18 protein-coding genes and 1 pseudogene are annotated in these 13,510 nt (G+C 65.4%); all 19 read right to left on the bottom strand.

Annotated elements, in window-relative coordinates:
- A pseudogene (locus G5C50_RS31740) lies at positions 1 to 431 on the bottom strand (hypothetical protein); the annotation flags it as partial.
- A complete protein-coding gene (locus G5C50_RS31735) occupies positions 431 to 1,987 on the bottom strand; it encodes a hypothetical protein (RefSeq protein WP_165076035.1) in 1,557 nt (518 codons plus the stop codon). The gene G5C50_RS31735 and the pseudogene G5C50_RS31740, both read right to left, overlap by 1 nt.
- Before the next feature lie 4 nt (positions 1,988 to 1,991).
- On the bottom strand, positions 1,992 to 2,606 hold the full coding sequence (locus tag G5C50_RS31730) for a hypothetical protein (RefSeq protein WP_165076033.1): 615 nt from the start codon (positions 2,604 to 2,606) through the stop codon (positions 1,992 to 1,994).
- Between the two features lie 11 nt (positions 2,607 to 2,617).
- Positions 2,618 to 3,469, bottom strand: a complete 852-nt coding sequence (locus G5C50_RS31725; protein ID WP_165076030.1) for a hypothetical protein — start codon at positions 3,467 to 3,469, stop codon at positions 2,618 to 2,620.
- Between the two features lie 18 nt (positions 3,470 to 3,487).
- Positions 3,488 to 4,474: a hypothetical protein gene (locus G5C50_RS31720; protein WP_165076028.1), complete on the bottom strand. Its 987-nt coding sequence runs from the start codon at positions 4,472 to 4,474 to the stop codon at positions 3,488 to 3,490.
- A gap of 16 nt (positions 4,475 to 4,490) precedes the next feature.
- On the bottom strand, positions 4,491 to 5,006 hold the full coding sequence (locus G5C50_RS31715; RefSeq protein ID WP_165076025.1) for a hypothetical protein: 516 nt from the start codon (positions 5,004 to 5,006) through the stop codon (positions 4,491 to 4,493).
- Between the two features lie 2 nt (positions 5,007 to 5,008).
- On the bottom strand, positions 5,009 to 5,854 hold the full coding sequence (locus tag G5C50_RS31710) for a hypothetical protein (RefSeq protein ID WP_165076023.1): 846 nt from the start codon (positions 5,852 to 5,854) through the stop codon (positions 5,009 to 5,011).
- Positions 5,855 to 5,963: 109 nt separating this feature from the next.
- Positions 5,964 to 6,842 (bottom strand): hypothetical protein, encoded by an 879-nt coding sequence (locus G5C50_RS31705; RefSeq protein WP_165076020.1) that lies wholly within the window; start codon positions 6,840 to 6,842, stop codon positions 5,964 to 5,966.
- Positions 6,843 to 6,861: 19 nt separating this feature from the next.
- The gene (locus tag G5C50_RS31700; RefSeq protein ID WP_165076018.1) at positions 6,862 to 7,404 is read right to left on the bottom strand and encodes a hypothetical protein; all 543 of its coding nucleotides are present in this window, start codon (positions 7,402 to 7,404) and stop codon (positions 6,862 to 6,864) included.
- Positions 7,401 to 8,858: a hypothetical protein gene (locus G5C50_RS31695; RefSeq protein WP_165076016.1), complete on the bottom strand. Its 1,458-nt coding sequence runs from the start codon at positions 8,856 to 8,858 to the stop codon at positions 7,401 to 7,403. The genes G5C50_RS31700 and G5C50_RS31695 overlap by 4 nt, the downstream gene beginning before the upstream one ends.
- Positions 8,858 to 10,375: a hypothetical protein gene (locus tag G5C50_RS31690; protein ID WP_165076013.1), complete on the bottom strand. Its 1,518-nt coding sequence runs from the start codon at positions 10,373 to 10,375 to the stop codon at positions 8,858 to 8,860. The genes G5C50_RS31695 and G5C50_RS31690 overlap by 1 nt, the downstream gene beginning before the upstream one ends.
- Positions 10,341 to 10,802, bottom strand: a complete 462-nt coding sequence (locus tag G5C50_RS31685) for a hypothetical protein (protein ID WP_165076011.1) — start codon at positions 10,800 to 10,802, stop codon at positions 10,341 to 10,343. The genes G5C50_RS31690 and G5C50_RS31685 overlap by 35 nt, the downstream gene beginning before the upstream one ends.
- A gap of 33 nt (positions 10,803 to 10,835) precedes the next feature.
- A complete protein-coding gene (locus tag G5C50_RS31680; RefSeq protein ID WP_165076009.1) occupies positions 10,836 to 11,069 on the bottom strand; it encodes a hypothetical protein in 234 nt (77 codons plus the stop codon).
- On the bottom strand, positions 11,066 to 11,425 hold the full coding sequence (locus G5C50_RS31675; RefSeq protein ID WP_165076006.1) for a hypothetical protein: 360 nt from the start codon (positions 11,423 to 11,425) through the stop codon (positions 11,066 to 11,068). Before G5C50_RS31675 ends, G5C50_RS31680 begins: the two co-directional genes overlap by 4 nt.
- Before the next feature lie 11 nt (positions 11,426 to 11,436).
- The gene (locus G5C50_RS31670) at positions 11,437 to 11,754 is read right to left on the bottom strand and encodes a hypothetical protein (protein WP_165076004.1); all 318 of its coding nucleotides are present in this window, start codon (positions 11,752 to 11,754) and stop codon (positions 11,437 to 11,439) included.
- Positions 11,755 to 11,779: 25 nt separating this feature from the next.
- The gene (locus G5C50_RS33015) at positions 11,780 to 11,908 is read right to left on the bottom strand and encodes a hypothetical protein (protein WP_255487612.1); all 129 of its coding nucleotides are present in this window, start codon (positions 11,906 to 11,908) and stop codon (positions 11,780 to 11,782) included.
- Positions 11,909 to 12,230: 322 nt separating this feature from the next.
- Positions 12,231 to 12,485 (bottom strand): hypothetical protein, encoded by a 255-nt coding sequence (locus G5C50_RS31665; RefSeq protein ID WP_165076002.1) that lies wholly within the window; start codon positions 12,483 to 12,485, stop codon positions 12,231 to 12,233.
- Complete coding sequence (locus tag G5C50_RS31660) at positions 12,485 to 12,670, bottom strand: ribbon-helix-helix protein, CopG family (RefSeq protein WP_165076000.1); 186 nt, start codon at positions 12,668 to 12,670, stop codon at positions 12,485 to 12,487. Before G5C50_RS31660 ends, G5C50_RS31665 begins: the two co-directional genes overlap by 1 nt.
- Before the next feature lie 622 nt (positions 12,671 to 13,292).
- The coding region (locus G5C50_RS32470) for a hypothetical protein (RefSeq protein ID WP_206107941.1) at positions 13,293 to 13,510 on the bottom strand (218 nt) is incomplete at its 5' end.

Here is a 13,510-nt window from a genome sequence, read left to right as displayed (position 1 = left end):
GTGGCCATCTCCAGGCAGTCCCGGACGATCTCCCCGACCGTGAGGCCCGCCCGGCTGGCGAAGTAGAACTCCGAGTCGCTCGGGTAGTTGTAGTTCGCCGTGGTGGTCAGCGTGTTGGCGTCTTGAAACGGGACCTGGTCGCCGCGATTCCGCAGACATCTCGCCTGGTAGGTGTTCCCATAGCCTTCGGCCGTGAAGTCGGCCTGTACGTCATAGACGTCCCCGGCGAAGACCGTCGTCCCGTTGTAGTCGACCCGGACGGGCTTGCCCATGAGGGGGTCGGGGAGGGTCGGGAGCGATCCCCCACGTCGGCCGAGCGACAGGGTCGAGATCCCCTCAAGCCGGAGGTCCAGGCGGTCCGGCCAGGCGTTGACTTCGGCCAGGTCGACCAGTGAGCCGTCGATGTAGATGTCGGTGCCGACGCCAGCCATCAGAGCCCTCCCCATTGGAGCAGGGAGGGGACCGTCTGGGCCTGCCCGTAGATGTTCTGCAATCGGACCATCGACTGCTGTTGGCGGTCGGCCATCTGCTGTTGATTGCGAATGATTTGTTCCTGGATGGCCGCCTGGGCCGCCGAGCGATCGTTCAGGCCGAAATCACGCTGGAACTGGCCGGCGGCGTCCGCGGCGGCCCTGACCTGATCGGAGGAGAGGCGGGCACCGAAGGTCTTCTCGCGGCCGTTTTTATCGATGGCGGTCTGCTGGAAGTCGGATGCCTCGACATCGCGGATGACGTCCTGACCGGGGTGGTCGCGGGCGTCCTTGTCGGCGGCCTCCTGCTCCTTCTCCGCTTCGCGGGCCAGATCTTCGTTGAGCTTGCGGAGCCCCGCCCAGGCGATGTCCGCAGCCTTCTCGACGGCCTCCTGACTCTTCTTCGCCACCTTGGCGGCCTGGTCGTCGATGTACTTGACGACCTCGTCCCAGCCCTCGGTCGCCTCCTTGATCCGCTGGTCTTGCAGCTGGCGGTTGACAGACTTGAAGACGTCCGCGAAGGCACTGTTGCCCTTGGTCAACTGAGCGATCTTGTCGATGGCTTCCTGCGATCCCTGGAGAACGGCGTCCCCGACCAGGTTTGCCGCGTCGGAGCCGATCCGCTTGCGGATCTCGTCGGTGGTCTTCCGCTGCTCGTCGAGCTTCTTCGTGTAGATCGCGATGATGTCGTTGATCCGCCCTGGGTCGGTCGCGTTGGCCAGGGAGTCGCTGTACTCCTTGTTGGTCAACTCCCAGACCTTGGAGGCGTCCCTCAACTCCTTGGAAGCCCCCCGCATGTTCGCCGTGACGCTGGCGATGACGTCGTCGGTCTTGCCGGCGAGGGCGTCCTGGAGGATGTCCGCCGCCGCCTTCGCGTCGGCCGCCGCCTCCTTGGTCTGAACGGCGGCCAGCTTCTCGGCGGTCGCCTTGGCCTTCTTCGCCTCGGCGGAATCTTTCTCAAGCTGCGTGTTCTCGGCCAGCCGCCGGTTGTACTCGACAAGTTCGGCGTCGGTCAGGGAACCCTTGGAGGCCGCCTCCTCGAGCCACTTGGCGTTGTCCTTGATCGCCTCCGTGTAGGCGTTGAGGGCGTCGGTCGTCTTCGGAATCTCGTTGGATCCCTCGGCAAGCGACTGATACCACTTGTAGAGGGGTGGACCCGCGATCAGGAGGGCCGTGCCGACGCCGAGGATGCCGGCGGACATGGCGGCCGCGGACGTGGCCGTGAGGCCGAAGCCCTTGGCGAGCGAACCCACGATGCCGTCGACGTTGTTGAGTGCCGACGCGATCCCGCCTTGGGCCACGTCCTGCAGGGCCTGAGAAGTCTGCAAGGCCCCCCGGCTCAGAGAGGCCATGGACTTCGACGACGACTCTGCCGGCTTCTCGAGCGACTCGAAAGCCTTCCCGGCCTCCTGGCTGGTCTGCTTCAGCTTCGCGATGGCGGCGTTGACTTCGGCGACGTCCTTGCCGCTGTTGCCGAGGTCGAGGATCAGCTGGAATTCTTCGGTCGTGATCGGCATCGGTTCAGCCCCACAGGTGGAACCTGATCTCGTCGCGGGCCCACTTGGTGAAGGCCGTCCTCATCTTCGCCAACCCCTGGGGACGGACCCCTCGGAGGTCGCGGACGGGAAGATGCCCTCGACCCTCGAAATGATTGAGTAGGAACGTCCGGCCCTTCGTGTCGACCACGTCGGCCCAGCCGCTCACGAGCGTCCAGACCCGACGCGACGGATCCGACAACCAGCCCGTGACGAAGTTGGTGACCACCCGGCTGAAGACCCCACGGGGCGCGAGCGGCGGCCCGGCCAGGGCCTCGTACTCGCGACGGGTGAGGTTGTTGTGGAGGCCGGCCGCCATCGGGCCGAAGCCGGCGAAGTTCCCCCTCTTGAGGTTCGCACGGGCCCCGTTGCGGCGGTCCTTGGCGGCGTTGCCGCGGTTGGACAGGATCGGCCGTTTGGGCCGGTAGGTGACGGCGACCATGTAGGCCCCGTCCTTGTCCTCCCCGGCCATGATCCCGCGACGGTTGTCCTCCTCAGCGAGCCGGGCCCACGACGCCATCAGGTTCGCCGGGGTGAGGTACTCGAGGCCCTTCAACTTCCGCATCGTGCGGTCCAGGCCGGTGAGGTTGACTTGAGCCACGATCCGCTCCCTTAGACCCCCAGTTGGGCCCAGAACCAGTTGGTGATCTTGCGCAGGAAGCCGGGCGTCGGTTTGGGGGGAACCGGGGAGGCCCCCCACGTCGCTTCCAGCTGCCGATTGCCGACGCCCCGAAGGATGACGGGGGCCGTCCGGGAAGGGATTCCCACGGGCTTGACCGCTCGGCCCTCCCTCCAGAACTGATCCAGCTGGGTGGGCGTCATCCAGCCGGAGAACCGTCCGTCGCGGGAAGCGCGGGCGATCTCCTCCATGGAGCCGGTGTGGACGTCCAGGGTCTGAGGTCGCCGGCCGCCCCTCTCAACGGGCAACGTGTGGACATTTCTAACAGGTTGATAAACGGTTTTCATGTCGACGGGTTGGCGGATCGCCTGCTTGCGCCACGAGGCCTCTGCTTGCCTCCTGGCGGCCCTCACGGAAACCTCAGGCATGCCCAGAACGTTCCATCGCTCGCCCTTCACAGAGGCCCAATGAGCGAGGATCTCGCCCCACTCCCGGTGGGTGTGGGGGTCGTACCTCCACCAGACGCGAACCCAACCGTCGTAGCCGCGGGCCGTGAGGAGAGACCTTACGCGACTGAGTTCGTTCCCGGGCTGGAAGAGGGGCGCCGAAGGGTCGCCGGAGCCGGTGGCAGTCATGGCCGACCGCCGATGTCGAAGCCACTTCGTCGATGGCCGACCCAGGGGCTTCCCATCGGCGGCCAGGCCCTTCGCGAGATCCCCGTCCTTGACCTTGAGAACCTGTTCCGCGGCCAACGCCCAGTACCGAAGCCGCTCGGCCTTCGGGAGGCGGGCGACTTCGGTGGGCGGCTGCCACCGAACGATGAAATAGGGCTTGCGCTTGGCCACGACCGGAGGCCCCCCGAATCAGGTGGCCGAGACCGTCAGATCGGAACCGACGGCCGCGTCAAACCCGTTGAGCAGGACGCCCTGCCAGAGGAACGGCCCGTTGTAATCGAGGTTCCGGGTGCGGCTGTTGAAGACGTTGTTGCCGTTCAGGTCGATGGTCAGGGAGTTCGTGCCGTTGTCGAACTTCAGGTGGCTGTCCTGCTTTACGAGGGTCTGGTAGGCGGTCTCATCGGTCATGGACTGCAGCAGGAGGTCGACGGTCAACTGGGTCGAAGAGCCGCGGCCCTTGTATCGGAGCGACCGGACGTAACGGGACTCGAAGAACTGAGGCGCGATCGTGGAGGCCCAGGCGAAGTTGACGCTGCCGAAGTCGGTCCGACTGGTGGCGATCTTCAGACCGCCGGCCAGGTCGACGTACAAGAACGGGCCGCACGGATAATCGGCGTCGGTCGGCAGGGGAAACTCGGTGGCGTCGGGGTCGGCGACCGTTCCCGCGGCGTTGAGATCGTTGCGGATCCCCTGGAGCGCGAAATTGAACTTGGCGATCGGGTCCGAGGTGCTTGCCGCGATCGAGCCCGAGAGGACCTTGACGCCCGAATACCTCTTCCGAATCCAGGCCCCCAGAGCGTCGATGTAGTAGGCGTGGTAGATGGACACGCTCGCCAGGTCGCCGATGGGCAAAGACCCGGTTCCGGCCGTCGTCGCCCAGGGGGCCGTACGAGCCGAGTTGATCGGGGTCATGGCCCAGTCGCACAGGAACTTCGCCAGGGACGGGTAGAGCTCGCCCTGGAGGTTGCCCGTGCAGGTCGTCTGCGCGCTGTAGAAGCAAGAGATCCCGCTGTCGCCGTTGCCTCGGCCGATGGTCCCGATCGTGGGATTCATCGCCATGCTGAAGCTGTTCGGCTCGCTCAGCTTCAAGTAGAAGGCGTCCGTCCCGACTTCAGGATCGGCGACCGGAACGCCATGGTGGTCTTCCTTGACCAGGTAGCAAACCTCAGTAGCCATCTATGCGTTCCTTGCGTCAGGGTGAAATCCGGCGGGTGACGTCGATCTGAAGCGCCCCGTAGCTGACCAATCCCTTGTCCTGGGCCTGCTGCTGGGTGGCGGGCTGCGAGAACATGACGAGACCGGTCTTGGCCCCCTCGGCGACGAGCGACGCCCGGATGGCCTGCTGCTTCTCCCGGTCGTTCAGGGGGTAGAAGACCTGCTCGAGGATCTCCCAGAGGTCCAGCGCGTCCAGGGCGTTGTACTGGCCGAGCGAATTGCCCGGGAGCCAGACGAAGCAGTCGACCTGAAGGATCCCAGCCATCGAATCGGGGCCGTACCAGGCGGTCGTGTAGGGCCGCGGAACGAGGTGAACGAAGGGAGTCGCGCCGACCAAGTCGGGGTTGAAGGGCTTGCCGTCGCACACGGACCAGGCGGCCGGAACCGGGAAGAACTTCGACAGGGTCGGATCCGTCTGCATCAACTCGACGATCCGCTGGTAGACCCTGCTTCGGTTCCCCCGGGGGAGGCTGGGCTTGTTCATGCTCGCCACGTTCAACGCCTCCTGGTGACGGTGGTTCGGAGGCTGATCGTCAGGTCGGCCGAGCCGTCGTCGTTCGTGTCGATTTCGGCGATCGACGTCGCGATCGTGTCGCTGGCTCGCATCTCGTAGTGGCTCGCCATATCCAACAGGTTGCCCGCCGAGGCTGAGGCGTTGGCCGCTCTCCGAAAGATCCGGCCCAGGACCCAATAGGTTTGAGCCTTGATGAGACGGCGGCCGTTGGGGGTGGTCAGCAGGAGGCAATCCCCAGCCAGGTAGTCGGCCAACCAGGCGTTGGTCTCGGGTTGGGCCGGGATCCAGGGGATCGAGAACTGCAGGGGTCCGACGACGTCAGAGGGCCTGTAGTGCGAGAGGACGAGCAGATCCAACCAATCGCGGGCGTCCGCCCGGAGTTTGGCGAAGCCGGTCTGATCCGTGTCGACGTGCCCCAACATGGACTCCAAGTTGGGGAACTCCTCTTGCAGGTCGTCGCTGGTGATGTAGACGGGCCGGGCCGTTCCCGTCGCCGGACCGGCCTCAAGCTCGACCTCGAGGTACGCCAGGTCGACCGGCGGGTCGGTCGCGAGGCGTACGGCCGCCCTGTAGATGCCAGGGGCGAGGTCCGCGAACGCCGAAGCCGGGAAGTCGACCTGCACAGCCCCGTCGTCCGCCGAGACCCAGGATGCCGGAAGGGTCGCGACCGAGGCGAGATCCCCGCCGGGCCAGAGGACGCAGGTCAGGGGGTCGTCGGCGGTGAAGGTCGAGGCGTCGTCGACGTAGCCGCCGTTCACGCCGCGCCGCTGGAGGGCGACGGTGATCGACGAGCCGTCGACGCCCTTGCGGCAGGTGACTCGGTTCATCGGCGGCGGCCCCACCTAACAGGATGAAAAATCATATTCACGCGAGCGTGTATAGGCGCCCCCTCCCGGCGCCAGGAGCACACGCCGAGAGGGGGACGCGCACGGAGGCTCAGGCGTTGACCACGTAGATCGAGCCGATCCGGCCGGTGTTGGGGCCCAGGACGGCCGCTCCGAAGACCACCAGCTGCTTGATGATCGAGCCGAACTGCTTGGAGGCCTCGGCCACCTTCACTTCGCCAAGCTGCGAAGCGAAGTGGATCGGCTTGCCCTGGCCGTAGACCAGGTAGGCGTTCGCGCCGGCGGAAGCCGTGGTCAGGTTGTTCGAGACGAAAACGTCGAAGCCCGCGATTTGGCCGACGAATCCGGGGGTGGTCGAGACGGTCGTCCCGAAGCGAGCGGACGTGACCACCATGTCGCCGAGGGCGCTCGCCCGGACGAAGTACGTGGTGTCCTGAAGCAGCCGGGCGTGGGTCTCCGGGGAGACCACGATCCAACGGCCGGACATCGGGGCGCCGGCCTTGGTCAGGGCCGTACCCGCGGCGACGATCTTGGTGTAGATCGCCACGCTAGACATGTCGATGGCCGCGCCGGCCGAGGCCGTCAGCTTGTTCGCGGTGATGGCCGAGGTGTAGCGACCCAGCAGGTAGGCGTCGATCGAGGCCGAGATGCCATAGGCCCCCTCACGGGTGAGGTTGGCGACCGCCTGCGGGTTGGTCTGCACTTCCTCGACGTTGTCGATCCCGACGGCCCAGTAGGGCTTCTGATCGAGCGTCAGCGTGTTCCCAGTGACGGTCGCGTCCATCAGCGTGAAGTCGGTGCCGGGCGTGTAGCTGCCGGCCGTGATGGATCCGGCCGAGAGGATCTTAGCCGAGCCGGCCGAGACCACGACGGGCGAGTCGTCTACGAAGTTGAGGCCGACGTTGACGCTGTGCAGGTTCCCGATGAACGCAGGCATCCAGACCTGCTGTGCGACGATCGAGTTGGACATTTTCTACGTCCCCGTTGTCTCAGAGCTTCCAGACGCTCTGTTGGTGTTTGGCGGCGGTTTCAGGGGCCGGGCCTCGGCCTGCGCCCTTCACGGGCTGGGGCTTGGCCGCGGACGGGTTGAGGTGCCGCTCAACCGGGGCGGACTCGCCGGATTCCGCCGGCTCGGACTTGGCCTCTTCGGCCTTCAGGTAGGGACGCGTCTCGAGCAGCTTGCCGATCGCAGCCCCCATCTTGTCTTCATCGATCTTATCAGCGTCGGCCGTCCAGCCACTGAGAGTGAAGGCGTCCTGGAGCGCCTCCGGGCGGATCTTGCCGGCGGCCAGGCGGCCGAAGGCGTCGCGATGATCTCGCAGGCGGATCTGGCCCTCGAGTTCGACGATGCGAGCGGCGTCCTTCGTGGGGGCCGTCTTGAGGCTCGTGATGGCCGCGTCGCGCTCGATCTCGATCTCGGCCAGCCGAGTCTCGAGGTCGGAGACCCGGGCCTTGTACTCGGCCGCTCGCTTGCGGTACTTGGCCGCCTCGGCGTTGGGCTTCGGGACGTTCGGGGTCGTGGAATCGCTCAAGGGGTTGCTCCTGTTTCTGCGTTCTGAGCGCCGTCCGTGGCCAGCGCTGGGATGATGCCGAGGGCGGCCAGCTTGGCGTTGTCCTGCTGAACCTTGAGAAGCCGCCGGACGGCTTCTTCGTCGCTGCTCAACCTGAACCGCCGCCGGGTCACGTCGACCAGACTCTGAAGACCCATCTCGAGGGCGGTCCGGTCCTGCGTGTCCTGGTCCGCTCCGGGCACCGAAACGAGATCTTCGGGCCACGATACGGTCAAGCTCGCGCCGCCTCTTCCCGCCGCGCTGAGATCGGGCCGCTGCAGGTAGGTGCCGCCGACCGCCAGGACGGCCTCGGCGACGTCTCCCTCGCACACTTTCAACGTCTCTTGCCTCGATCGAGTGTAGTCCGTCAGGGGTTTCTGCTCGGCTTCGATGGCGTCACCTGAGACGGTCGAAGTCTGATCCATTCGATAGATCGACTCCGGCACTCCAATCGCCTCGAGGGTTCGAGAGATCGAGCGGTCGATGTGCGCCTCGGCCTGCTCGACGTTGAGTTGGGCCTGGAGGTAGCCGAGGCTGGGCTGGGACGAACCCTGCGCGAGCAACTCGGCGGGCAGCCGCAAGAATTCGCCCACGACGTCGCTCGGCTGCCACTCGGCCGAGACTCCACCGACCCAGGCCTTCGGCAGGAGGTACTTCTTGACGCCGAGGCTCAACTGATACCGCTTCTCGTCGATCGCCGCTTCCTGATCGGCGAGCCAGCAGCCGATGCCCGGGACGACGAGTTCAGAGACCGGTAGGGCGTGGTGGATGATGCCGAACGGCAGCCGCGAGAAGGGATTGATGGTCGCCTGGACCTCTTGCGTCGCACGGCCCCCGGAAGTGACGAGCCGACCAGACTGGCGAGCGACGAAGACCCGGCGGAAATCGCGAGTCCACCACGTATAGCGAATCTTGCCGGTCGGATCCGTGTCGCGGGTGATGACGTGACCGATCGCCGTGGCATCTTCCTCTTCGGCCCGGACGATCAGTTCACTCGCGTTCCAGAGATAGAGCCGGACGGGCTTCAACCCGACGGCCGGAACCGCCTCAACCGCGGCGTAGCCCAGGAGGGTCGCCAGGGAGTCGGCCCGGTGCATCAAGCTGTTGATCTTGTTGTCCCCGTAGGCCTCGTTCAGGAACTTGTCCGCCGCGGGGTCGTCGAGGATCTGCCGGGAAGGGGGAGGCGAGTAGGAAAGCGAAGTCAAAATGTCGACGCAGCGCTTCGTCAAACCGGTCGACTCGATCTGAATCTGACCGTCGTAATCCCCGGCGTTCCGGGTCACGAACTGCGCCCCGTCGAGGTCGTAGTAGGCCAGCACGCGGACGGCCTCGGAGAGCCTCTCTTGCTCGTCGGGGAATCCTGCCAGGGCCTCTCTGTAAATGGCCGATTCGTAGTCGGTCAGGGGGCGGTCCGGCGGCGGCAGCGAGTCGTACATTACTTCCTCCGGGCCTCTCTCATGAAGCTCATGGCAAGGGCGTCGGCGTAGTCGCTCGAGCGCTTCAGGCGGCGGGCCGTCTCGGCCTTGTCCTCGAGCGCCGACTTGCCGTCTCCGCGGGCGACTCCGTGGAGGGCCTTGAGTTCCTCGATAAGTTCTTTATCGCGTGGGATGCTGAAAGGGCTGCCGGGCGGCACGCCCGGGAAGTGTCCACGACCCAACCTCCGAGCCAGGCAGTAGGCGACGGCGCTGCGAGCGTTGGCGAAGTTCTTCGACCACTCGGCCGAAGTGTCCCCGCCGAAGAACGCCCAGGCGTTCAGGACACCCTCGACTTTCAAGGCGGCGGTCATGCGAGTCCCGGTGTCGCCGTTGCCGTCGTACGTGATCGAGGAGTCGGGGACGCCGTACTTGTGCTTGAGCCGGGCGACCGCTTGGGCCGCCCCCTCGATCCCGAGATGAGCGTCGGCGACCATTTCCAGGACGCCGAACGAGTCGCGGGCCAGGATCACGCTCTTGGCCTTGCCAACGCCCTGGCCCACGTCCGCCGAGATGATGATGGGATTCTCGCCGGGTTTCGCGCGCCGGCGATACGCCTCGGCCGCGGTTCGGCAGTCGTCGGACAACGCGTAATCCAAGACGTCGACCGGGATCAAGACCTCCGCCTCTTCGGCGGGCCACTCGGCCAGGACGTGAGCCCGGAACCAGGCGCTATGCTCACCCTCCTCCTCACGCCGCCTCTGCAGCCAGGTCGCATCGGCCAGGCCCAGCGGCGAATGCGCGATTCCGGCGTGAGGAGAATCCGTCGAGGGAACCCTGACCGCGATCGACGAGACAGCGGGCGGCAACCCCTTCTTGCGAGCCTCGAGGCCCAGCTGGAATCGCGTGTAGAACTCGCAGTTCCGGGTCAGGGGGTTGCCGAGGATCAACGTCCTGCGCGCGCCGAGTCCGGCGACGGCGCTGAACACGAACGGGTTCAAGCCGGAAGACTCGTCGAGGATCGCGAGCAAGTCCGCGTTGTGGAAGCCGGACAGGGACTCTTCTTTGTTGGATGCGAAACCTAGGATTCGGCTCCTGTTGGGGAACACGATCGACGGCCTAGACTGGCCGCCCTTGCTGATCGTCGCGCCCAGGTCGAGCCGCGGCTTGTACTCGCGACCCCCGAAGTGGTAGCCGTTCAGGGTTCGGGCGATGCTGGTCCAGGTGGTTTCCAACAGCGAACCCAGCGACGGGGAGAAGACCACGACGAGCGAACCCGGCCTAGTCCACGCCCACCAGCAGGCGACGACCGAAATCAAATGGCTTTTGCCCAGGGCGTGGCCCGCGGCCACCACGACCTCGGAATAGTCGACGAGAAGATCGGCCCACTCGCGCTGTCCGACGACGCCCCGACTCTTCCCCGACCACAGGGGTTGCGATCCCAGAACCGCCTCAGTGAACAAGGAGGGGTCGTCGCGGGTGACATCGAGCAGCCGGGCGAGGGCTTCAACCTTCTGGGTTCGCGACGTCGCCGTGGGCATCGGCGTCGACCTCCCGGGCGGCCTCCCGCTCCTTGCGGAGTTCCTCCGCGCGTCTCATGGCCTCGGCAAGCACGTCCACAAGCTGGTCGGCCTGCTTGATGGGCCGATCCTTCGGCTTCAGGTACTTCCCACCGAAACGTCTCTCGAGGAACCACGCCCGGCTTTGCCAGTTCATCGCCCCCTGGCGGATCTCCTTGAGGGCCTGGGCCTCGGCCTCGTTGCTGGCCGTTTTCAATTCACCAAAAAACTCTGCGTGCTGCTTGGCCCGCTTGTCCCCAGACTCGTGGAGTCGCCGCCAGTAGCCGATGGTCTCGACGTTGATACCCACGACGCCGCAAGCGGTGGACAAGAAGTTGCCGTCCCGCATCAGCTGGATGATCTTGGCCTTGACCGTTGCGGTCAATTTCGGGGGGCGGCCGCCGGGCATGAACGAGACTCCTGAATCGCGCTGTTCAAGCTGTTAGATTTCGATGCCCGTCTCGTCGTCGAGGCCGTCGTCGAAATAGTCGTCGTCGGGGTCGTCGTCGGCTTCAACCAGCAGGCCCATCCGTCGGGCTTCGGCGTCGGTCAGATACATCGTCGAGGTCGCCACCACTTCCAGGCCGATCGCCTGGGGGCCGGCAGCCAGGCGGATCAACTCAAGAGCCGCGTCCGGAATCTCTACTTCCTTCAGATAGAGGTGACGCTCGCTCATCGACCCGCCCCCAACTCCTCGACGCTCGTCGAGTCCGACCCATGCGAGGCGACGACGGCGGCCTGCTGAGAGTAGCGACGTCGAAGGGCGTTGAGCTCGGCCGACAAGGTCGCCGCGGGTTGGGCACGAAGGCTGGCCACTTCCGACTCGAGGTGGGCGACCCGGCGAGAGAGAGCCTGTACCTGGGATTCGATGTCGACGACGACGACGGGGGCCGCCAACGCCTGAACGGGGTGGGCCGCCTGGGATCGGACTAGGTGCGGGATCGCCAGGAGGCCGACGACGCCGAAGCACGCCCATACGAACGTGAACCAGGGGAACAACGACGGCTTCTTGAGGGTGGGTCGGGCGGACATTGCGGAACTCCTTATTCGCCGGTCTCGACGAATCGTTGGTTGCGGGCGATCTCCAGCCCGGACAGTTCGGACCGCAACCCGCCGATCCTCGCTTCCAGCGCGACCGCTTCCGCCTTGAGGTCCGCCAGTTTGGCTGCCATGTCGGCGCGGGCCTCTTCCCGTCGGAGGGCCGAGAAGCGGCGGTAGGCCTCCAGGACCGCAGCCCAGCCGAGTAGGAACAGGCCCGACCACTGGGAAACCTGGGTCTCGCTGACGGTCGCCAGGAGCAGCCCGAAGGCGGCGGTCGTACCGTTGGCGAACGTGGGATTGGCTAGCGCTCGCAGGGGCATCCTTGCCGCCTCCGACTGGGTAGGGTCACTTGGACGGGAAGAGCCCGAGTCGACGAGCCTCGGACCGGACGGCCGTCCTGGCCGCGATCGAGCCCCAGTTGGCTTTAAGCCAGGAGTAGACCGCAGAGAGGTCGGGAATCGTGACGGTCGCCATGGGTGAAGCCTTTCGTCGGTGGAGCGTCTCTGCCACGACTTCAATGCTACCCGACGACCGAGAGTCGACTTGCGCCGGCACGTCTCGTGATTCGAGAAGTGAACTCATTTCTAACAGAATGAAAAACGCTTTTCCACCCGGCAGGTGCCGACCCAACAAGCCGCTCCACGAAGGCCCCTAGAAGCCCCGCCAAGGCCTCCTTGCCGACGGGCCGCATGGATCGGACGGGGAAGACGGAGGGCGCGTCCTGAGGGCTTGTGGGAGGGCAACAAAAAAGGCCGCCCGAAGGCGGCCTGGAGGAACTCGTCAGCGAAGAGGGCGATCAGTCGACCAAAGCCCACATGAACGCCAACAACTCGGCCCGTTCACGGGCCTCGATTTCTCGCTGCTGCGTCTCGATCTTGGCCTGGTCCTGTCGCAGCCGGATCATCTCCAGCAGATCCTGGGTCATCGGGTCGTCCGGGTATGGGAGGGTCGGCGCGAACCGCTCCCCCTGCCGGAAGTACCGATCCAGGACGTCAGCCGCTTCGCCATGGTAGTGTTCCAGCTTCTCCTGGACCGATTCGGTGAGATTCATCACTTGACCTCCTGCTGCTCGGCCCAGAGGGCGACGGCCAGGCGGACGGCCGACGAGCGATTTCTCATGTTTTCCACTCGCTGGATTCTCTCGAGCAGTTCCAGGGTCGCGACGTCGAGATACAGGCTGGTGGGCCGGCCGTCCCGGGCGCTGTAGTTGAGCTTGACGCGTTCGCTGGTGGTCACGGTAGCTGCCTCCTATCGCTGTGGCCGCCCTTCCTGGACGGCGTTGCGTGGTGAGTCTCTATCCAACAATACCCAGCAACTAACAGTTGCGCAACAGATTCCTCACATTTTGATTGAGGTTTTTCATCCCGGCTTCCGGGACAAGGACAGGCCGCCCCAAGAAGGCCTCTAGGAGGTGCCAGGACGGGCCGCTGGGCGAAGGACGGGGGATTGGAGGTGGGCACGTCTGGGGGCTCTGAAATGGTCAGCCGACATCAGAGAGGAGGCTGGACCAAAGGGGGTCTGTCTTCACGAACCTTGAACGACGAGAGCTCGCCTACATGGCCGCAAACGACTGACCGGCCCGACCTCTCGACGACGGCCTGGCACTCGACCCGACTAGCAAAGTACGGCAAGAAGTCGTCTCCATTGGGGACGACCATCAGGGTCTTGTCCCGACAACCGCAGGCCGGACAGCGCAATCTCAGGGCGATCGCCCCCGACGTCGGACATCGGTTCCGAACCGCGCTAGGGCCGATGTCCCGGAACAACTCCGCGAGTTCAACCAAGACCTTCGGACCATGCTCCCGGATCTCGTCCAGCAACAACTGTCGGACCTGATCGTGTTCGCGCATCACTTCCCTCAATTCGGCTGGGAAGTTGAGAAGCCAGTAAGTTCCGGACGATCGATTGGGTTAACCGGCTCTCCGGCCGCGTAACGGATGAATTCGGCGACGGTGCCGCGGTAGCGGCAGATTGGCTCGTCCGGGACGTCGACTCGAGCCTGACATTCGATGATGTCCTCGCCCTCCGGGTCGGAAAGGGGGTTGATTTCTTGACCGTGGACCGCGTCGGGGATTG

The organism is Paludisphaera rhizosphaerae, from assembly GCF_011065895.1.
GTDB lineage: Bacteria > Planctomycetota > Planctomycetia > Isosphaerales > Isosphaeraceae > Paludisphaera > Paludisphaera rhizosphaerae.
Note: the sequence above shows the minus strand (reverse complement) of the source record. Positions and strands in the feature narration are given on the sequence as shown.